At 31.6% G+C, this 22,193-nt stretch carries 16 protein-coding genes; 10 read left to right on the top strand and 6 right to left on the bottom strand.

The annotated features are described in order from the left end of the window. The first annotated feature begins 74 nt into the window (after positions 1 to 74). From rgy to METFODRAFT_RS01500, 5 genes are all read left to right on the top strand, one after another. Positions 75 to 4,916 (top strand): reverse gyrase, encoded by a 4,842-nt coding sequence (gene rgy / locus METFODRAFT_RS01520; protein WP_007043762.1) that lies wholly within the window; start codon positions 75 to 77, stop codon positions 4,914 to 4,916. 295 nt (positions 4,917 to 5,211) lie between these two features. Beyond that, complete coding sequence (locus tag METFODRAFT_RS01515; protein ID WP_007043761.1) at positions 5,212 to 6,048, top strand: CBS domain-containing protein; 837 nt, start codon at positions 5,212 to 5,214, stop codon at positions 6,046 to 6,048. A gap of 57 nt (positions 6,049 to 6,105) precedes the next feature. Beyond that, on the top strand, positions 6,106 to 8,163 hold the full coding sequence (locus tag METFODRAFT_RS01510; RefSeq protein WP_007043760.1) for a hypothetical protein: 2,058 nt from the start codon (positions 6,106 to 6,108) through the stop codon (positions 8,161 to 8,163). Positions 8,164 to 8,189: 26 nt separating this feature from the next. Beyond that, complete coding sequence (locus METFODRAFT_RS01505) at positions 8,190 to 8,594, top strand: toprim domain-containing protein (protein WP_007043759.1); 405 nt, start codon at positions 8,190 to 8,192, stop codon at positions 8,592 to 8,594. Between the two features lie 114 nt (positions 8,595 to 8,708). Further along, positions 8,709 to 9,707, top strand: coding sequence for an IS701 family transposase (locus METFODRAFT_RS01500; protein ID WP_141564035.1), 999 nt, complete (start codon positions 8,709 to 8,711; stop codon positions 9,705 to 9,707). Between the two features lie 147 nt (positions 9,708 to 9,854). Here the strand turns inward: METFODRAFT_RS01500 and METFODRAFT_RS01495 are convergent, their stop codons facing one another. After that, positions 9,855 to 10,418, bottom strand: a complete 564-nt coding sequence (locus METFODRAFT_RS01495) for a methanogenesis marker 17 protein (RefSeq protein WP_007043757.1) — start codon at positions 10,416 to 10,418, stop codon at positions 9,855 to 9,857. 239 nt (positions 10,419 to 10,657) lie between these two features. Next, complete coding sequence (locus METFODRAFT_RS01490) at positions 10,658 to 11,893, bottom strand: methanogenesis marker 15 protein (RefSeq protein ID WP_007043756.1); 1,236 nt, start codon at positions 11,891 to 11,893, stop codon at positions 10,658 to 10,660. A 552-nt stretch (positions 11,894 to 12,445) separates the two neighbouring features. On the opposite strand from METFODRAFT_RS01490, the gene purC reads away from it, so the two are divergent. From purC to serB, 3 genes are all read left to right on the top strand, one after another. Continuing rightward, positions 12,446 to 13,168 (top strand): phosphoribosylaminoimidazolesuccinocarboxamide synthase, encoded by a 723-nt coding sequence (gene purC, locus METFODRAFT_RS01485; RefSeq protein WP_007043754.1) that lies wholly within the window; start codon positions 12,446 to 12,448, stop codon positions 13,166 to 13,168. Positions 13,169 to 13,184: 16 nt separating this feature from the next. After that, on the top strand, positions 13,185 to 13,436 hold the full coding sequence (gene purS / locus METFODRAFT_RS01480) for a phosphoribosylformylglycinamidine synthase subunit PurS (protein ID WP_007043753.1): 252 nt from the start codon (positions 13,185 to 13,187) through the stop codon (positions 13,434 to 13,436). A 168-nt stretch (positions 13,437 to 13,604) separates the two neighbouring features. Further along, complete coding sequence (gene serB, locus METFODRAFT_RS01475; RefSeq protein WP_007043752.1) at positions 13,605 to 14,240, top strand: phosphoserine phosphatase SerB; 636 nt, start codon at positions 13,605 to 13,607, stop codon at positions 14,238 to 14,240. Between the two features lie 2 nt (positions 14,241 to 14,242). Here the strand turns inward: serB and serS are convergent, their stop codons facing one another. From serS to METFODRAFT_RS01455, 4 genes are all read right to left on the bottom strand, one after another. Next, complete coding sequence (serS, locus tag METFODRAFT_RS01470; protein ID WP_007043751.1) at positions 14,243 to 15,784, bottom strand: serine--tRNA ligase; 1,542 nt, start codon at positions 15,782 to 15,784, stop codon at positions 14,243 to 14,245. 175 nt (positions 15,785 to 15,959) lie between these two features. Next, entirely contained in the window at positions 15,960 to 16,307 is a 348-nt protein-coding gene (locus METFODRAFT_RS10850; protein WP_342626856.1) for a transposase, read from the bottom strand. 289 nt (positions 16,308 to 16,596) lie between these two features. Beyond that, complete coding sequence (locus tag METFODRAFT_RS01460; protein WP_007043750.1) at positions 16,597 to 17,802, bottom strand: ABC transporter permease; 1,206 nt, start codon at positions 17,800 to 17,802, stop codon at positions 16,597 to 16,599. 127 nt (positions 17,803 to 17,929) lie between these two features. Continuing rightward, positions 17,930 to 18,733, bottom strand: a complete 804-nt coding sequence (locus METFODRAFT_RS01455) for an ABC transporter ATP-binding protein (protein WP_048115276.1) — start codon at positions 18,731 to 18,733, stop codon at positions 17,930 to 17,932. 327 nt (positions 18,734 to 19,060) lie between these two features. Here METFODRAFT_RS01455 and METFODRAFT_RS01450 point away from each other — a divergent pair, with 327 nt between their 5' ends. After that, on the top strand, positions 19,061 to 19,276 hold the full coding sequence (locus tag METFODRAFT_RS01450; RefSeq protein WP_007043748.1) for a FeoA family protein: 216 nt from the start codon (positions 19,061 to 19,063) through the stop codon (positions 19,274 to 19,276). Between the two features lie 50 nt (positions 19,277 to 19,326). Then, positions 19,327 to 21,261: a ferrous iron transport protein B gene (gene feoB, locus METFODRAFT_RS01445; protein WP_007043747.1), complete on the top strand. Its 1,935-nt coding sequence runs from the start codon at positions 19,327 to 19,329 to the stop codon at positions 21,259 to 21,261. Positions 21,262 to 22,193: the final 932 nt, after the last annotated feature.

The raw sequence follows: 22,193 nt of genomic DNA, 5'->3' as shown, positions 1-22,193 counted from the left end.
GAAATTTTATTATGCCTAATACGTAACATAAATTTCGCAAACAACTATATATTTGCCAATTTTGGTGGGGGAACATGATACCAATAATATTCAAAAATATATGTCCAAATTGCCACAGTGATATAGAAAGTTTAAGGTTAGATAAAGGATTGACATGCAAAAATTGTATGGAAGATGATTCAGTTAGCAATATCTGCAAATATTTGGCAGAGAAAAACACATTGAAAGCACTAGAGGACTATTGCAAATTAAAAAATGAATTAAAGGAATTGGAGAATGTTGCAGAGCGTTGTGGATTTAAATTGTTGAGTATACAAAGGATGTGGGCAAAGAGGGTATTAAAGAACAAGAGTTTTTCAATAGTTGCACCAACTGGTGTGGGAAAGAGCGTATTTGGGATGATTACGGCAATTTACTTTGCAACAAAAAACAAAAAGTCATACATCATTTTGCCAACGACTTTGTTAGTTAGGCAAACATACGAAAAAATCATAAACATGGCAAATAAAGCGGGGATAGAGGTTAACGTTGTTGCCTACCATTCTGAACTTTCATCTGAAGAGAAGAGATTAGCAAAGGAAAAGATTGAGAAAAAGGACTATAACATATTAATCACAACATCAAATTATCTATCAAAAAATCCAATAGATGATAAGTTTGATTTTGTTTTTATTGATGACGTTGATGCGTTTTTAAAGGCATCTAAGAATATAGATAAGAGTTTAAAACTTTTAGGGTTTAGTGATGAGATTATTAAGAAGGCATACAACATCCTTTATTTAATAAGAAAAAAGAAGATAGAAGATGCGTTAAAAGAAAGGGAAAAATTAAAGGAAATGATTAGCAAAATAGACCACGGATGTATGATTGTTGCATCTGCCACTGGAAAATCCTACGGAGATAAGGTAAAGTTGTATAGGGAACTTTTGGATTTTGAAATTGGGTATGGAATGAGTAAGTTGAGGGATGTTGAAGATATTTATGATGAAAACCTCAGTTTGGAGAAAATTTTGGAATACATAAAGATATTTGGCGATGGGGGCATTGTGTTTGTTCCTATTGATTATGGGTTAAAAAAGGCAGAGGAGATTGAGGAATTTTTAATTAAAAATGGTGTAAAGGCAAAATTAATCCATTCAAAAGATAAGAAAGGGTTTGAGGAGTTTAAAAATGGAGAGATTGATGTTTTAATTGGAGTGGCATCATATTATGGTGTTTTGGTTAGAGGGTTGGATATTCCAGAGAGGATAAGATACTGCATCTTCTACGGGGTTCCAAAGTTTAAGACTGATTTGGAAGAGACACTTAAAAAGGAAGATGAAAATATAAGCATTGAAGGATTGAATAAAGAAGAATTAATGGAATTAGTAAAAAACACACTAAAAATAAAAAACTTCTCATTGAGGAAAGAAGAAGATAAATACTATCTACTAATCCCCGATGTAAAGACCTACATTCAAACATCTGGAAGAACATCAAGGATGACTGAAAATGGGTTAATTAAGGGGGCTTCAATTGTTTTAGTTGATGATGCAGAGGTGTTTGAGGGTTTAAAGAAGTATATGCTATTCATGTATGAGAGTGAATTTAAGAGGATTGATGAGATTGATGTTGAAAAATTGATAGAGAAGATTGATGAAGATAGGAGAAAGTTGAAAGAGACCAAAGAGAAAAATAAAGTGCCAGATTTATTAAAATCAGCGTTGATGGTTGTGGAAAGCCCTAACAAAGCAAGGACGATTGCAAATTTCTTTGGAAAGCCATCTGTTAGGAGAATAAACAATAAGAAGGTTTATGAGGTCTGTATTGGGGATTGGAATTTGATTATAACTGCAAGCGGTGGGCATATATTTGATTTGGTAACAAAAGAGGGTTATCATGGGGTATTAGTAGGCAATAATTCATACATTCCAATTTATGGAACAATTAAGAGGATAAATGGGGAGCAATTTGTTGATGAAAAGAATATTGAGGAGTTAATTAAAAGAATTAAGGAGAGAACCAATGGAGATATAGTTATTCACGATGCAAAGGAGAACATTGAGATATTGAGGGATTTGGCAAGTGAAGTTGATGCTGTATTTATAGCAACGGATATTGATGTTGAGGGGGAGAAGATTGGGTATGATATATATCTAAACCTAAAACCATTCAACAAAAATATCTTTAGAATTGGGTTTAATGAGATAACAAAGAGAGCAATAACGAACGCAATAAAAATGGTTAAAGAAGGCAAAAGCGAAGAGTTATTATTGGATGAGAATAAAGTAAGGGCGCAAGTTGTTAGGAGGATTGAGGATAGGTGGATTGGGTTTGAGTTGAGTAAAAAGTTATGGGATGCATTTAATAACACCTACTTATCTGCTGGAAGGGTTCAAACGCCAGTTTTGGGGTGGATTATTGATAGATACAATGAGTATCAAATAAAAGTTCCATATCTCTACCTAAAATTGGAAAATGATATCTCATTTGGAACAATTGTTGATGAAGAAATTGCCAAGAGATTTAAGGATAAAGATTATGTTGATGTTGAGGTAAATGTTTATGAGAAGGGCATTTATCCAAATCCACCATTTACAACAGACACACTTTTAGAGGAGGCAACAAAGAGGTTTGGACTTAGTAGTGATGAAGTCATGAAAATTGCTCAAGAGTTGTTTGAATTAGGGCTATGTTTGACCCCAGATACCTATGTTGTGTTAGGGGATGGAAGAATTGAGACAATTGAGGATATTATCAATGCTAAAGAGAAAGATATTTTATCATTAAATTTAGATAATTTATCAATAAAAAGAGATACAGCCATTAAATTCTGGAAATTGAAATACATTGGAAATCTAAGAAAAATTACCTTATCAAATAATTATGAGTTAAAAGCAACTCCAGACCATTGCTTATTAGTTCTAAGAGACTCTCAACTAAGGTGGATTCCTGCAAAAGATATTAAAGAAAATGATTACATTGCAATGCCATTTAACTATAAAGTTGAAAGGAAGCCAATTTCCCTATTAAATCTTCTGAAATATTTGGGTATTACAGATGTGTTAATAGAGTTTGATGAAAACTCTACCATATTTGAAAAAATAGCAGAATTTATCCGAAATGATATTAAAACAAGCACAAAATATAAATATTTGAGAAACAGAAGAGTTCCATTAAAATATTTAATTGAATGGGATTTTGATTTGGATGATGTTGAGAAAGAGGCAAAATACATATATAAAAGTGTTGCAGGAACTAAGAAAATTCCATTATTTAAGTTAGATGAAAAGTTTTGGTATTTTGCTGGTTTGGTGTTAGGAGATGGAAGTATTCAGGATAGCAAAATTAAGATTGCACAAACACCATTAAAGGATGTTAAAAGAATATTAGATGATACATTCCCATTCTTACATAATTGGATTTCTGGTAGCCAAGTAATTATTTCAAATCCAATTATTGCTGAAATTTTGAAAAAATTAGGTATGAGGAATGGAAAACTAAATGGAATTATTTTCTCTCTTCCAGAGAGTTGTATAAATGCATTAATTGCCGGATATTTCGATACAGATGGATGCTTCTCCCTACTTTATGATAAAAAGGCAAAAAAACATAACTTAAGAATGATTTTAACATCAAAAAGAAAAGATGTTTTAGAGAAGATAGGGATTTACCTAAACTCAATTGGTATCTTAAATACTATACACAAAAATAAAGAAATTTATTCCTTAATAATAAGCAATAAGTCATTAGAGACCTTTAAGGAGAAAATTGCAGGATATTTGGGGATTAGAAAAGAGACTTTCGTGAATTGTTATAGAATATATAGGAAGGAACATGGAGAAAGATTTGAATGTGATTTATTGCCAGTAAAAGAAATATTTGGGAAATTAACATTTGAAAAAGGAAGAAAAAAAATCCTAAAAGATACCAAAATACACATTGAAAATTGGTATAAAGAGAAAACAAATAATATCCCAAGAGAAAAATTAAAGACAGTGCTAAGATATGCAAATAATTCAGAATATAAGAAATTTTTAGAAAAGATTGTCTATGGGGATATATCATTTGTTAGAGTTAAAAAAGTGGAAGATATTCCTTATAATGGGTATGTCTATGATTTAAGCATTAAAAATAACCAAAATTTTATATCCAATGGAGTTATCTCACACAACTGCACATATCACAGAACATCATCAACAAGGGTTTCTTTGGATGGGATGAGAATAGCGAGGGAGTATTTAGAACTCAACAATATGAAGGATTACCTAAAAAATAGAGAATACTACATGGAAGGGGCACACGAGTGTATAAGACCAACAAAACCAATGGATACATCTGAATTGATTGAATTTATAAAAAATAACAGCATCTACCTAACAAAAAACCACATAAAAATTTATGATTTGATATTTAGGAGATTTATTGCATCTCAAATGAAGGAATGCAAAGTTGAGTATGAAGAGATAAATATAAAGGATTTGGATGCAAAGGTTGAGGGATATATAAGTATAATATACGATGGATGGACAAAAATCTACAACTTAAAACTTAGAAAATTACCAAAAATAGAAAAGAATACCTTAAAAATCATTGAAAAATCCATCAGAAAGGTTCCAAAAGTATCTTTGTATGATGAAGGAGAGGTTATTAAATTGATGAAAGAGAGGAGTATTGGAAGACCTTCAACCTATGCCCAAATCGTCAAAAAACTATTTGATAGGAAGTATGTTTTAAAAAGCAAGGATAAGGGGAAAATAATTCCAACAAAATTGGGTATTGAGGTCTATAATTACCTAAAAAATAACTACTACAACCTAATTTGTGAAGAGAGGACAAAGGAGTTGGAAGAAATCATGGACAAAATAGAGAAGGGAGGGATTGAATACATAAAAGTTTTGGATGAGTTGTTGAACGAGATAAAGTTAATTGCATAAATCTTTATTTTTTTGAGTTTATGGTCGTTTGCAGAATTTGTTGTTATATGGATATAAAATTTCCTAAATGGCAATAAATTGAAGTTAAAATTTCAAATAAAGCATAATTTATGCTTTTAATTCATAAGAATACAATCATTTATAACGCAAACGACCATTTACAAAATTCAAAATAAATATTCGTATATTTAAATAATAATATTAAACAATTCTTAAATGGAAAATTATAAATTTATTGAAATTCCTTATAATATTATGTAGTTAAGTTATATTATTTTGCAACTGGAGGGATATTTTGAAAATAAATAAAATAATCAATAAAAAAGAAATTATAACTGTATATCCAACAACGACAATAAGAAAAACTCTGGTAACTATGAACGAGGAGGGCTTTAGAAGAATTCCAATTGTCGATGCTGGGACAAATAGGGTTGAAGGGATTGTTACGAGTATAGATATTGTGGATTTCATGGGGGGAGGTAGTAAATACAATTTAATAAGGGAAAAGCATAACAGAAACTTTATTGCTGCCATTAACGAACCTGTGAGAGAAATTATGGAAGAGAATGTTGTAACCATTAAGGAGAATGCCGATATTGATGATGCCATAGAAACATTTTTGGAGAAGAATGTTGGTGGAGTACCAATAATAAATAACAATAACCAACTTATCTCACTTATTACTGAGAGGGATGTAATTAGGGCATTAAAGGATAAAATAAGTGAAGAAGAGAAAGTTGAAGACTATATGACAAAAAAGGTCATTGCAGCCACTGCGGGGGAAAGATTGAAGGATGTTGCGAGAACAATGTTGAGAAATGGATTTAGAAGACTGTCAGTAGTTAGTGAGGGTAAATTGGTGGGTATTATAACATCAACTGACTTCATAAAACTACTTGGTAGTGATTGGGCATTTAATCACATGCAAACAGGTAATGTTAGGGAGATAACAAACGTCAGAATGCAAGATATTATGATTAAGGATGTTATTACAGTGAGAGAGGAAAATAGTCTAAAAGATGTTGCTGAAATAATGACGACCAAAAATATTGGGGCATTGCCAGTTGTTGAAGATGGGGAATTGGTTGGAATTATAACTGAAAAAGATATTATAAGGTATTTTAGCAATTAAAATTTTATTTTTTAATTTTTTAGTTTGTTTATGTTATTTTTTGTTTTTGGTGGTATCATGCTTATTACCTACCTTAGAAATTCTGAATATGCAAAGATAAAAAAACTCATTGAAAATAATGAAAATTACATCTCAAATTTAAAGGAAATTATTGATAAAAGTAGTTGTTGGGATGATAAAAGGAGGGCATTTGTAGTTTTGAAGAAGTTAAATTTGGATATAGTTGAAAGATATTTTTTATATGAAGTTATTTCCAACATCGATGAGAAAAAATCCATATCAAAAATTTGCATTGAGATGATAAAAAAAATAGGTGGTAGGGAAGATTTATTTGAGAGTTTGTTGGAGATTTCTAAGAGAGAACTTGATGAGGATACTATATGCCATATACTCAAAAACATGGAGGAAGACAATATTTGGTATGAGATGATAAAAATCCATACGAACACCAAAGATATAGGGAGGGCTATAAAAAATCTCGCAGAGAAACATAACACATCAAAAATCCTAAATGTATTGTTGGAAAAACTAAAGAGTAAGGATTGGAAAGAGAGATATTTGGCATTGAAATGCCTCTATGCTTTGGTGGATTATTTAAATGATGATGATAGGGAAAAACTAAGGAAATCTTTAAATATTGAACTTTTGGGGGATAAAAAGAAGGTACAAAAAAACGCTATGAGATTATTCAAAAAACTTGGTGTAAAAATAGAATTCAACGAAGAGGAATTAAAAAAGGAACTTATAACTTCAAAAGATAAAAAAAGAGTTTTAAACTACATAATGTCTAACAACATAAAGTTATCAAACAACTTCTTCAATAAAGAGTTTTTTAAGCATTTTTTGTATATGGGGGATGAGGAACTCCAATTTATTGGTGTTAAGTTAATATCCCTCAAAAATGATTCAAAGACAAAAGTGGATTATCTCATAAGGTTCTTAAATGCCAAGGGCAAGGCAAAATCTGCGGCAGTGAGGGAGTTGAGGAAGTTTTCCAATAGTGAATATAAAAACTACATAAAAGAAAAACTCCTCAAATCTTTATCAACAAAAGACCTGAGTAAAAAGACATCTGTTATAAATTTGTTAAAGGATTTTGGAGATTCCTCTATTTTTGATAGGTTATTAGAGGAATATAGAAAATTAGAGGTACTGTTTATGGAGTTGGATGAGAAGTGGTATCTTGGCGGTTATCACTACATGCTTATGATAGAGAATGAAATGAGAAAATGCCTAACTGCAATGGAAGCAATCGAGAAAACCATTGGGTCTATTGCCATAAGGGAGAATCTACATTATGATGATTTAAAGATTAATAAAAAATTGGGAAAACATCTCTACAAAACCATCGAAGTTATGGGTTCAAGTGATACAAATAGCATAGATTTTGATGAACTCTTAGATATTGTTAAGAAGAATGAATACGTGGTAAAGTACCTCTCAAACATAATCAATGCAAATAACAATATAGGGTTAAATTTGAGGGACAAAATCCTTAAAACAGTTGAAAATATAAAAACTGAAAATGCCATGTATTACAAAATAAGAATATATGCCGATTTATATGTCTTTGAAAAGTTCTTTGAAATACTTGATTGCTTAGATAAGTATCCAAATAGATACATCCACTTTGCATTCTTATATGCAGTCAATAAATTCATCGAAAAAGATAATCCACTAAAAAACCACATATTGACACTTTCCTTGCCCAAGATAATCCTGATGGTAAATGACTATGGATTAAGGAGAGAGGCATTAAAGTTTTTAAAGAAGTACCCTTCTGAATTGGCATTGCCAGTTTTGATTAACAATTTAGGTGGTAGGGATAGCGGTGAGATTATTGAGGTTATAAGGGAGATATGTGTTAAATATCCACAAAATCTATCAAAAATCAAAGATTTACTCTACCAAAAAGAAAATGTAAAATATGCCATTGAAATAATAAAACTAATTGGAAAGGAAAATAAAGATTTGGTTGAAGATTTTATTTTCATACTAATTGATGTTTATAATAACTCCTCATCTGAAATCAAGCATAAGATAAAAAATACCTTAACTGTCATTGTTAAGGATGAATACAAAGAAATCATAGACAAATTTTTTAATGCAAATTAATCATAATTTAATTCCGAGGTCACAAAATGCACAGCCGAATGGAATATTTGATGAAGTTGATGGAGGTTATTGAGGAATTGAAAGAGGAGGCTAAAAGAGACATTCCCATAATAGTTGAAGGAAAAAAGGATATAGAATCTTTAAAAAATCTTGGTATTGATGGGACTTTTATCACAGTCTCAAGAACACCTATTTTTGAAATTGCGGATGAGTTGATAGCAAACAACATTAAAGAGGTTATTCTTTTGACAGATTTTGATAAAAAAGGACGTCAATTTGCAAAGGCCATATTAGATGAACTACGGAGTAGGGGGATAAAGGTAAATACTGAAATAAGAAAAAAGATTATAAAATACAGCCATGGGGATTTAAAGGACGTAGAAAGTTTATACATCTACATCTCAAGGAGAATTGAGGGAATTAAGTTTTAATTAAAATAGGACTTTCGCAAGCATATTCGAATATAATGATATAGCATTTATGATAAGATATTTCTACCACAACATTTTACTATTTTTCGAATAAAAATTGTTTATGGTGAGAATATTCTCAAAAAAGCGAATGCAATTGTTTATATGCTCTTTCTTCTATTGTCAGAGTTTAATTCGTGTATAGAACTATCTAAAACATTACGCATTTTCGGAATAAACGTATCTCACGATACCATAAATCGAATTCTTTGGAATGAGGGTCTTAACCCACAAGAGAATCTATTTAACTTCATGAAAAACTTTATAACTCCCGAATATAACATTTTCGTTATAGATGATTTTGTTATAGATAAGTTTTATTCGAAATCAACAGAATTTACTTATTATTGTTGGAGTAATCTACATAAACGAGTAGTTATGGGCATGCATGTTGTTGATTGTATTGCTACGAATGGAAAGAACATCATTCCAATCGATTTTAGAGTTTATGATAGACCAAGGGATGGAAAGACGAAGAATGATTTATGTAGGGAAATAATACTCTCTTTAGTTGAAAGGGGATTTAATATTCGATATATCTGCTTCGATAGTTGGTATTCGAGCAAAGAAAACTTAAAACTTATCGATAAGTTAGGTTTATTTTACCTCTGCAGAATTAAAAGGAACAGGAAGATAAACCTCTCCAAAAACGGTGAGTGGATTTCGATTAAAGAACTTGGAGAAATTCCTGAAAGTGGATTAATCGTTTATCTAAGGAAAGTAGGATATGTCAAACTCTTCTGCCTTTCCAAAAACGGAAAGGCAGTATATTATATAACGAATAACCTATTTATGAGTTTCGGAGAATTTCAAGAGGTCAAAAACGCCTCTTGGAGAATCGAAGAGTTCCACAGAGGAGTTAAACAGTGCTGCAATATTGGAAATTTCTTCGTTAGAAAAAGATTTCCAGTATTAGGACATATTTCGTTAGCTATGAGGGCTTTCTTTATTTTAGAGAAAATTAGAATCGATAAAAAGATTACTTGGTATGAGTTTAGAAGAGAACTAAATCGAATAGCCGTTGGGAATGCCATAATCTCTTTATGTAAAGAAACTGGTTTATTGTTAATCTAAGTATTTAAATGTATTTGCGAAAGTCCTATAAAAATAAAAAGTGGTGTCAGTTCGCCCATCTATCATCATACATCAGTAGCTACTCCGATCATCATCCACCGTATTACATTAATGAAACATCATATATAAATAGTTTTTAGTCATGTATTAAAACCCAATTATTTTTGTATTTTCTAACTCTTCTTTTAATTTTAAAGCCTCATTTAGCCACTCTTCTTCAAATGGTTTTTCTGATGCAATAGATACAATTGCCTTTCCATAAAACGTTTTCCTAATCCTCATACCTTCTGGGAAAACCCTATTCATAAAATCAAGAACCTTTGCTACAAAATCCTTTTTTGAGTCATAAACCACCATATCCAAATCTATTGGAGAATCTGTCACAACCTCAAACCTTGAAGGTTGTTCAATGATATTTATCTTTTCAAGGAGATAAGGCAAATATGTTTCATCCTCTATTTTTATTTTGTATATTGTTATCCCATCAACCTTCTTTGTTCCCTCAATATTTGCAAAGTCCCTCAATCTAATTAATTTTGTTGTCTTCTTTGGTAATACACCTATTATAAAATATGGCTCATCTTCCCTTATAACCATCCTTACCTCCAAAATAGATTTCCCAAGCACTAAATCCTCAAGTGATGTTTGGATGATTTTTGTATAAATCTCTTTTCCTGCTTTATCTTTACAATCTACAATAATTTCTGCCATATATATCCCTCCAAAAACTAAGGGGCATTGCGAACGAAGTGGGCAATGCATCCTTTTGCTCAACTTTTTTAAAAGTTTCGTTAGGGTTTTAGTTTTTAAGAGAGGATGCTGAAGACATCCTATCCTTTTGATGAAACTTTTTTAAAAGTTTCGTGTAGATCTATTTTTCCTACTTTATCTTTACAATCTACAATAATTTCTACAATACCCCAAATATAATTTTTAAAAATAAAATAAAATTAATCCTTCTTCATGTATCTAAATCCTGATGCCAATAATGCAGCACCAACAGCACCTATATGCTGTGAATACTTAGGAACAATAATTTTCCTACCTAAGATTTCCTCCAATGCCAAAACCATCCCCTTCAACAAACTACTTCCTCCAACCAATATAACAGGATCCCTAACATCAACCTCTTGCAACTGTTGCTCGTAAATCTGTTCTGCAACTGAATGTGCCGCTGCTGCAGCAACATCCTCTGCCTTTGCCCCCTCTGCCAATGCAGTGACTAAATCCTGAATACCAAAGACAATACAATAACTGTTCATGTTTATTTTTCTCCAATCTCCTTCTGCTGCTAAGTCCCCAAGTTCTTGGATTGAAACGCCTAACCTTCTTGCAGTAATTTCAAAGAACCTACCACTTGCCCCAGCACAGATACCCCCCATTGTGAAACTGTCTGGAATTGCATTGTTTAATGATATTGCCTTGTTATCCATTCCCCCAATGTCAATAACTGTTGCTTCTCCTTCCTGCTTATCTGCTAAAAATGCAGCCCCTTTTGAGTTTACAGTTAACTCTTCTTGAATTAAATCAGCCTTAAAGTATTCTCCAATGGTATGCCTACCATATCCAGTAGTTCCAATGGTCTCAATATCTTCCATTTTTAATCCTGCCTCTTTCAATGCATTTTCAACTGCCTCTTTTGCAGATTCTATAACATCCTTTGTATAGACCCATCCTGTTCCCACAACCTCATTATCTTGCATAATTACTGCCTTTGTTGTTGTTGAACCACTATCAATACCTAAACTTATTCCCTCCTGCTTTTTCCTTGCCAACAATGATTTTCTCTCTACAATTGTTGCTAATGCTTCCATTCTTGTTAAAAGTTCAGATGCCTTTGTTCTTTCAGTGAATGAATACATAACCACAGGCAAATCCGTATGTTGCTGAATCAACCTCCTAACCTCATTCCTAACCAAAGCCCCTTCTGCACATCTAAAGCATGTTGCTATAAACACTGCTTCTGCATCTGTATTACCCTCAATTATAGACATTGCCCTTGCAAACATCAATTTTAAATTTGCCGATGCAACCTCAAATCCCAAATACTCCTCAACCTTATCAATATAATCCAAATCAACCTCAGGAAAGATAATTTCTCCACCAACAACTTCTGCTGCCTTTTCAATTTCTTTCTGAACTCCACTGTATTCTGCTCCACAAGTTAACTCTGCAATTTTTACCATTAATTACCACCAAATATTTGTTCTCTAAATTATCAATGACATAAAATATTATTTAAACTTTAGGTTTAAAAAGAAAGGTTTATATGGAAATACAAAGTTAAAAATATAAAGAACTTGAATATATCGCAACTTTGGTGAAATTAAAGGTAAATTATACTTTATTATACAAATAGGTGAATATATGGAAAATTCCAATCCCATTATCGATTTTATGAAAATTGCTATAGAAGAGGAAAAAAGGTTTATTATGGATGCGATAGGAATGATGCAAGTTCTATAGGATTTGATGATAAAAGACATACATGATTTCATTGCATCTCGACAGATGAGAATGGAATCTAATTAAAAAAGAATGCATGAAAACATTTAAATTATGGGAAGAAAAAGAAGATAAGATAATGTATTAAATACCCTCTCTCTTTTATCAACAATAATGAACTTAAATTATTTATTTAAATACACTATAACGTCTCATTTCAAAAGGTCGTTTTTCCACAAAATTTATTAACAACAACATCAAATATAAACGCAAACAATCCAATTGGTGAAAGTATGGATGTGAATGAAATAATAAAGAACCCACCAATACACAAAGGGAAGGCAAAGTCCATCTACAAAATTGATGATGATAATGTTTTAATTGAGTTTAGAGATGATATTACTGCTGGAAATGGAGCAAAACACGATGTTAAAGAAGGGAAGGGTTATTTAAACGCTCTAATATCTTCAAAGTTATTCAAACTTTTAGAGGAGAATGGAGTGAAAACCCATTTTGTGGAGTATGTAGAACCGAAATACATAGTTGCTAAGAAAGTTGAGATTATTCCAATTGAGGTTATAGTTAGAAACATTGCAGCAGGAAGTTTATGCAGAAGATATCCTTTTGAAGAGGGTAAAGAACTGCCATTCCCAATTGTTCAATTTGATTACAAGAATGATGAATATAAAGATCCAATGCTAAATGATGATATTGCTATTGCCTTAGGTTTGGCAACAAAAGAAGAACTTGAGGAGATTAAAAAACTCGCTTTGAAGGTAAATGAGGTTTTGAAGAAGTTCTTTGATGAGAAGGGAATAATTTTGGTAGATTTCAAAATAGAAGTTGGGAAAACAAATGATGGAGAGATTGTTGTTGCAGATGAGATAAGTCCTGATACGATGAGGTTGTGGGATAAGAAAACGATGGATGTCTTAGATAAAGATGTATTTAGGAAAGATTTAGGTGATGTTATAGCAAAATACAAGATTGTTGCTGAAAAAATTGGCTTATTATAAAAAATAAGGTGATTTTATGTATAAAGCAACGATTATCATCAAATTAAAAAAAGGTGTTTTGAATCCAGAAGGTAGGACAATATTAAGGGCTTTGAACTTTTTGGGATATAATGAGGTTAAAGATGCAAAAACCTTTAAAAGTATGGAGTTGTTGATTGAAGGGGATGATGAAGAGAAGATTAAGGAGAGGGTTGATGAGATGTGTAGAAAGTTGTTGGCAAACCCTGTAATTCATGATTATGAGATTAAGTTGGAAAAGATTGAATAATGTTTTTTCTTTTTTTATAATATTTATTTAATGCGATTTTATTAAAAATTAAAAACCTATGAAATTTTACACCCTAATTGAAAAGAAGATTATTAAGGCAATATCATATCTAACGTAAAAAACTACAACTTTAAAATTTAGATGTATGAGTAGTTACTTGGTGATTAAATGGAAAGAAAGAAGAAAATAGTGTTATTTGATTTCGATAGTACTTTGGTAGATTGTGAAACCATAGATGAAATTGCAAAAGAGGCAGGTGTTGAAGAAGAAGTTAAAAAAATAACCAAAGAGGCTATGGAAGGAAAATTGAATTTTGAGCAGTCATTGAGAAAAAGGGTATCTCTTTTAAAAGGTCTTCCAGTTGAGAAGGTAGAGAAAGCAGTATCAAACATAAAGTTGATGAATGGTGCAGAAGAGACAATTAAAGAACTAAAAAAGAAAGGTTATGTTGTTGGTGTTGTTAGTGGTGGTTTTGATATAGCGGTTAAAAGAATAAAGGAAAAACTTGAACTTGATTATGCCTATGCAAATGAACTCATAGAAAATGATGGAATATTAACTGGAGAAGTCAGAGGTCCAGTAATGTCTGAAACTGCGAAAGGAGATATATTGGAAGAGATCGCAAGAAAAGAAGGTGTAGATTTAAAGGATACTATTGCTGTTGGTGATGGTGCAAATGACATCAGTATGTTCAATAAAGCAGGTTTAAAGATAGCATTTTGTGCAAAAGAAATTTTAAAAGAAAAGGCAGACATTTGCATTGAAAAAAAGGATTTAAGGGAAATTTTAAAACATGTAGATTAAAATTACGGCCAAGTTATTAATTTTGGTACTTCTGGGAGTTTTTTAATCTTCTTTTTTATCAACTCTGGCCAATCGTCAAACTCAAATCCATATTGACTTAAGAATCCAACAACCCATCTCGTTACCCCATATCCGGTACATCCTGTCCAGACTTTTCTTCCTTTATAATCCTTAATTCCAAAGCCCTCGACGAAATGCGTTCCATGCACGTTTGCTGATGTCACGGCAACCCCTTTTCTTTCATCTTTTACATGAGGTAAGAGTAATCTCATCTCATACTTTGGAACATCTGGGAACTCTATACCCCTATCTTCTTTTTTCCTTCCTTCCAAGTAGAATGGGTCATCCCCAACCTCAACCCAATACTCCAAATCTAATTTCTCCGCCAATTTTTCAGCATATTTTAAGGTATCATCTCTTGTTTTTTCAACAAACTCAGGAGAACCAATCCAAACACACTCAACCCTTAAGAATTCATTAACCCTATCCAATCCTTTCGCTCCTCCACCTTCCCATCTGTATGTCCATCCACTTCTATCAAAGAACTTTATTGGCTTATCAACATCAATAAGTTCATGGTCAAAGAACTGATAGAAAGGTTCACATTGCGCTGGTGCTAAGACATAGGATGGATCTCTCAACAAGTTCTTTAATTTTTCAATAGGAATTTCTTTTTTAATCATCATCTCGCTAACAAATTCCTCAAACAACTCTGGCTCCCTTTTTGGTGGGCAAACGTAATACATCCCTTCTGGGAGTCCTTCCAAATACCTCATCTTATACATAACTTCCAATGGAATTAACTTTGGAAAGAGACACTCCTCAAAGTTAAGTTTTTTAACAATCTCTTCAACAATTAAACTTTCCATAACTCTAAACAACACAGTTATTGGTGGAGCATAGAACCACTGCCCCCTCCCAGGGAATTTCTTAACCCATCCCAATTTTTCAGCAACTTCTGTTGGATCTTTGTCAAAGGTAATTTTCCTCTTTGCCTTGTATTCGCTAACTATTGTTCCAGGTGGGATTTTGCAAACCTCAAAGGTTAAATCCTTCTCCTCTTTTTCTAATTCATTTTTTACAAATTTTATTGCCCTATCGATAATGTTTCTCTTCAACTCACTATCTCCGACTTCTTTGAATATCAGTTTTATCTCGTTCTCCCTCACTTCAACTTCACATTCTGGGACTTTCTTACCTTTTAAATTCTCTGCCCTCTCTGATGGGATTGTTATAACATAATTATCAATAATTATATCCCTGACTCCTATTCTATGCCCTTTTCCAAGTTTTTGTGCAAGAGGCTTCCTCAACCTTATCAATCCCTCATGTGCTCTCGTATAGGTTCCTGAGACGATTTTTAATTTTAACTGGTTATCTTCAAATTTGTAATCAACTATCTTTGATGCTTCATCTTCCTTCCCCTTAGGCACTCCTTTTAAAAATATCTCTCTACTATTCTTTATAATCTCTTCTGCACTTTTTACTGCTTCTTCAGTTAGTTCTTTGCTAAATATAATCCTCCCGTCAAGTTCAAATCTCATGATTTCACCACTATAACAAATTTCAAGTTTTGCAGATTTAAATGTTTTAGAATAATAGAGGTTGTCGAATAATTGAATTGGTAGATTTATTCGGTATTATATGTTTTAATATTAATACTTTAATTAGTGTTAATATATTATGCACTATTTGTTAAACAGATTTTTAATGGTTTTTCTAACTTTTACTGACTTTGTAATTCCATTTAAACTCTTTTGTTTTGACTATTGGGGTGATATTGTGTTGTAGTAAGTATTCAAACAATTCACAGCAATCATATCCTCTATCAGCCAATAGATATTCATTATCTAAAAAATCCACCTGTTTAACCATTTCTAACAGGTTGGTACTATCAGAACTATGACCTTCACCCCAACGAGCAGAAACTATTGGGATATAACCTTGTTTTGGATAGTAGTAGGCTAAAATGTGTAATTTATCATACACCAATCGGTTAGTTCGCTTTCCTCCGTGAATACATTCACAGTATAATCTATTTATGGAAACACCCGTAGAGTCTGCTATATATAGTTTGTTGGAGGGTTGATTTAGTAAATTATCTATAATAATATACGTGAAAGTAAGCAGTGATGATAAAAACGCATTATCTATTCAATATCCGTTCCGTTTCTTAGAACTTTTATTTTTTATCTCTATTTTGTCATTTTTATCTTGCTTCATATTTCCTATTATTTATTATCGATTATTTAATATTTTTCGACAACCTGAATAATAAATCATCTTTTTAATTTTTGTTAGGCAGTTATAACGCAAACTATCATTCTATTTTATATTTAAGTTTTAAGTTAAGGAATTAAGATTTACTATTCCTCAAAATTTTAAGAACCTTTTTTAATGACATGTTCTCCTCATAGATAAGAGTTCCTATTTTGAAGAGTTTTATTGAAATGATAAACGACAATATTGTCGATAAAATCATGATTAGTAGGGATAATGCCAATTCCCAAACCTCTAAGTTGGTTATAGATAACCTCATTAACATAACTTGTGGTGCTGTAAATGGAATATAAGAAAGGATTTTTACTATATAATGATTTGGATTGGTTATGATGAGATTTAACATCATAAATGGGATTGTTTGGATGATTACTATTGGTGCAATTATCTGACTTGCGTCTTTTGGATTTGTATATAGTGAGGCAATTCCACAAAGTAAAGAAGTATAGAATAAGTAAGCCAATATAAAGAACACAATTGCCATAACAACCAAAAACATGGATATCTTAAGGGCATAGGCAACAACTACTGGTAATGCAAACATGAGCCATATTGATATTTGAACTAAACCAACAACAGAAATACCCAAAATCTTCCCAATCATAATGTTTTCTGCATTTGTGAATGAGAGGAGAACTTCCATTATACGGTGTTCTTTTTCTTCAATTGTATTGCCCACAATCAACCCAGAAACCGTTGTAATGGCAATGTACAAAATCACAACGAACCCTATGGGCAATATTTGGGAAAATACACTTTCTTTTTCTTCACCATTTTCACTTATGCTGTATATTTCAAGGCTTAATGGAGATTTTACACGGTTGTAAGTTTTATTATCTACTTTATCTTTTAAAAGTGTTTCAACCAACAAGTTCCTAAGGGTTTCTGTTATTGTTGGGTTTATGGATTTTGTTGTGGAATATATTGTAATCTTTCCAGTGTCCAAATAATCCTTTGGAATTATTGCCAAAACATCTACCTTCCCCATCATTACATCATTTTTTCCCTTTTTAGTATCATTATACTTAATAAAATATATGGTAATGTTCTTCTGTTGGACTGGATTGTATTTTGTGATTTTATTTGGTATATCTGTCCCAAAGTAATCAATATATCCAATTTTTAAATTTCCAATATCGGAAGAGAAATAAAACCCAATAACGGCAATAATTATCATAACTAACGGAACTCCAACAGTACCAATAAGAAACTGCTTTCTTTTTATTGTAGATAATATCTCATGCTTAGCGATGGTTTTTATTTTAGATGTGTTTATCTTCATCCTCTCACCAATGGATCAATAAACATTATGAAACCTACGAGGGCATCAGAGTGAAACGAGGTGATGCATCTCTTTGATGAAATTTTTAAAAGTTTCTTTTAATTCTCTCCCAATAAACATTAATTCTTCAAATACTACCTCCCTCCAAAAATAAATCCTCTAAGGAATTTCTCACTTCAAACTTTACGAGGTTTTTTAAGATTTCTTCATTTTTTATTAAAGATATTGCCTCTTTATATGGCAAGTTCTGTTTTATCAACTTTCCATCTTTGACATACTCTATGTATGCAACTTTTTTATGACATATTTCATCTATCCTCCCATAATGAACAACCTTTCCTTCCTTTAATATCAAAACTCTATAACAAAACTTCTCTATCTTTTCAAGTTGATGTGTAGATAAGATAATACTCTTCCCATCGTCTTTTAATTCGAAGAGGATTTTCTTTAGAAGGTTGATATTAAATACATCGAGTCCAGAAAATGGCTCATCCAATATAACTATATCTGGATTATGTAAAACAGATACTATAAATTGTATCTTTTGTTGGTTTCCTTTGGAGAGTGTTTTTATCTTTTGATTTTTGTATTTATATACATTCAGTTTTTTTAGCCAATATTCTATTTGATTTTTAAGTTCTTCTTTTCTCATTCCTGCTAATCCACCAAAAAATGCTAAAACATCTTTCACCTTCTCATCCTTATAAAGCCCCCTCTCTTCTGGAAGGTAGCCAATTCTTCCATTAACCTCAACTTTTCCATCATAGTCGTTAATAATACCCGCTATAGTTCTTAGTGTTGTTGTTTTTCCTGCTCCATTATGTCCTAAGAGTCCAAATATTTCCCCCTCATAAACCTCAAAAGAAATGCCATCAACTGCCTTTTTATCCCCAAAATGCTTAATCAAATTCTTTACATTTACCTTTATCATCTTTTCCCCCACAATCATGCAAATTGTGTAATAATTTATTAAAATTAATTTATTAAAATTTTTATTGTATATCTCTATGTTTTGAATTAAAAACATATGGTTGTGCAGATTGTAGTCGTTTGTTTTGCAGCGCTATGTTATAATTTCAAATTATTTAAAAATATTAATGTACGATACCAAAAATTATATATATTTAAACCATCAAGTTAATTTAAGCGAATTTAAATTTTGAGAATGATTTTTGACAACATTATAATTTTTTAAAAAATATTTTAATGCACTTAAATTATTTAAGTGACGTTAATATTTATATATTTGGTGAGATTCATGGAAAACCTATTGAACAAAAAACCTGGGGTTTATGTGGTTAAAGATATCTTAGGAGGACATGGACGTAAGATGAAATTCTACGAGTTGGGTATATATCCAGGAAAGAAAATAAAATCTATAAATTTTGGAAATAAAGGTCCCATCTTAGTTAAAGTTGGAAACACAAAAATAGCACTTGGTAGGGGCATGGTTAGCAAGATATTTGTGGAGTAGTTTTTTGAAAACATTAATCCATATAACTTTTCTAAATAGGAGGGAACATAATGGGTAATAATGTAGTGGCATTAGTTGGACAACCAAACGTTGGAAAAAGTACAATATTTAACGAATTAACTGGGAGTAATCAATACATTGGAAATTGGCCAGGAGTTACTGTTGAAAAAAAAGAGGGAATTTTAAGATATAAAGATAAAGAATTTACAGTTGTTGATTTACCGGGAATTTACTCGTTAATGTCAAATTCAATAGATCAAAAAATTGCAAGGGATTTTTTAATAGAAAATGATGATGCAATTATTTTAAACATAATTGACACCCCAAATATAAATAGGAATTTATATCTAACTTTGCAGTTACTTGAAATGGGAAAGAGCCCAATCCTATGTTTAAATTTAATCGATGAAGTGGAAAAATTTGGCATGCATGTGGATGAAAAAAAATTAAGTGAAAAATTAAACCTACCTGTTATAAAAACATCTGGAAGGCATAAGATAGGCATAGATGATTTAAAAAAAGCAATATACAATTACAAACCAAGAAAACCAAAAGTAATAAAATACTCTCCAATATTGGAAGAGTGTGTAGAGGGGATTATTGAAAAGTTAGATGGTATTCTGAAATCAGAGAAGTTTGCCAAACTTCCAAAGAGGTGGATTGCCCTATCCCTACTCGAAGGAGATCCAGAGGTTTTGGAGATATTCAAAAACAATGAAGAATTCATGGATTATGTGGCAAAATTAAAGGAAAAAGTTGAGAGAGAAATAAAGCACGATATTGAAAGTTATATTGTTGAAGAAAGGTATAGGGTTTGTGATGAGTTATTAAAGGACATCCTTGTTTTTACTGAGATTCATGATGATATTGATGTCATTATGGTACATCCAATCTATGGGACAGTGATATTTGCATGTGTTATGTATCTGATGTATAATTTTGTTTTTGGTATTGGAGGGATTTTTTCTGAGGTTATAGGTGAATTTTTTGAGTTTATTGGGGGTGTTTTATCTAACGCCTTACCTCCATTATATAAGGGATTTATTGTTGATGGGTTGTTGCAAGGTGTTGGGGGGGTTTTGGAGTTCTATCCACAAATAGTTTTAATTATGCTATCTTTATCAATTTTAGAGGATTGTGGATATTTAGCAAGGGTTGCAGCGTTGATGCATTCAATAATGTCAAAATTTGGTTTGAGTGGAAAATCATTTATCCCAATAATTCTAAGTTTTGGATGCAACGTTCCGGGCATAATGGCAACGAGAATAATTGAAAGTCCAAGAGATAGGCTATTAACCATATTGGTGAATCCATTGATACCATGTTCAGCGAGGTTTGTAGTGATTGGATTTTTGGCAGGGGCATTCTTTGCATCATACAAGGCGTTATTTACTTTATCCATAATATTAACAACAATAGGTTTGATGCTCTTTGTGTCCCTTTTATTTGGAAAAATATTGTTTAAAGGAGAAACTGAGCAATTTATATTTGAACTTCCACCATATAGGACACCAGATTGGAGAAATGTTTTAAAGATGACATGGGAAAGAAGCAAAGAATTCCTGATAAAAGCAGGGACCATAATTGCACTTGGTTCATTAATATTCTACTATGTAACCAACTATCCGAATATAGAGAATAGTTATGCAATGGTCGTTGGGAAGGTTCTTGAGCACATAACTCTTTTAATGGGATTGGATTGGAGGGGAGCAATAGCGTTGGTATTTGGGATATTTGCAAAGGAGTTGGTGGTTTCCACATTGAGTATTGTGTATGGGGACGTGACAAAATACCTAACACCACTGCAGGCATTCGTTCTATGCTTAGTTTCAGTTATCTACATCCCATGTTTGGCAACAATTGCAGCAATCTATACAGAAACAAGAAGTCTGAAGTGGACGTTATTTGGGACATCATACAACCTAATACTTGCAACAGTGATAGGAATTATTGTCTATCAAATTGGAAGATTGCTTGGATTTTAATTTCTTCTTTTTTATTCTTTATCAATTCATCAATTAATTTAAATATTTAAGGTATTATCCATTAACCAGTATCTCGAACATCATACTATAAAACAGAAAAGTTAATATTTAATAATACGCAATAAATCTATTAAAAAAATAAAAGGAGGAGATTTCATGAACTAAAAATTTATGCACTGAGAGTTATTAACTATTTAAACGATTTTATTAGTAGAATACTAACCAATCCGAAAATATATAGAACTGAGGACTACACAAAGGGATTAATTAAAGCCATGGAAAGCACATACTTAGAAACGATTGGCAAGTTAAATTACCCTTCGGTAGATTCCTACTATCGATACATAAAGAACGCAGATATATCTATGATAAAAGAGGCATATAAATCTTATGTTAAATCATAAGGGACGATATAAAAAAACATTAAAAAGAAACGTTTATTTATCGATAGATACCCACTTTGAAGGATATTATGGAAAATATTCAGAGACCTGCAATATAATTCATAAATTTAAGAAAGAAAGGGGAAGTTCTGGTTCGTATAAATATATCGTAGGTGTTTTACATACAAATTCGTTTAGTAGTTTATTGCGATATTATTGAAGTTGATAAAAAGCCCCTATCTAAGTATGTAGAGGAGATTTTAGATTTTGTTATTAACGAAATTAAAAATAAACCCAAAGAAACTTATAGCTTTAATCGATAGGGAGTTTAAGGACTTTAACATCATAAAGATTTTTGAGATACAACTGTAATTACATAAGTTTTATCCCAAAGAACGGTAGAGTAAAATACTACACTCGAAAAAGAGTATAAAAAAGGCGATAAATGGAAGTTCGATTATTTCATAAGTAAATATTTACCGTAGTTCCCATCAAAACATTAAATATATAACTCAATAGATATATAGTATCAAAAAAATAGTTGAAGGT

Source organism: Methanotorris formicicus Mc-S-70, assembly GCF_000243455.1.
In the GTDB taxonomy this organism is placed as follows: domain Archaea; phylum AGJL01; class Methanococci; order Methanococcales; family Methanococcaceae; genus Methanotorris; species Methanotorris formicicus.
The sequence above is the reverse complement of the archived record's forward strand: the minus strand, read 5'-3'. Positions and strand labels throughout refer to the sequence as shown.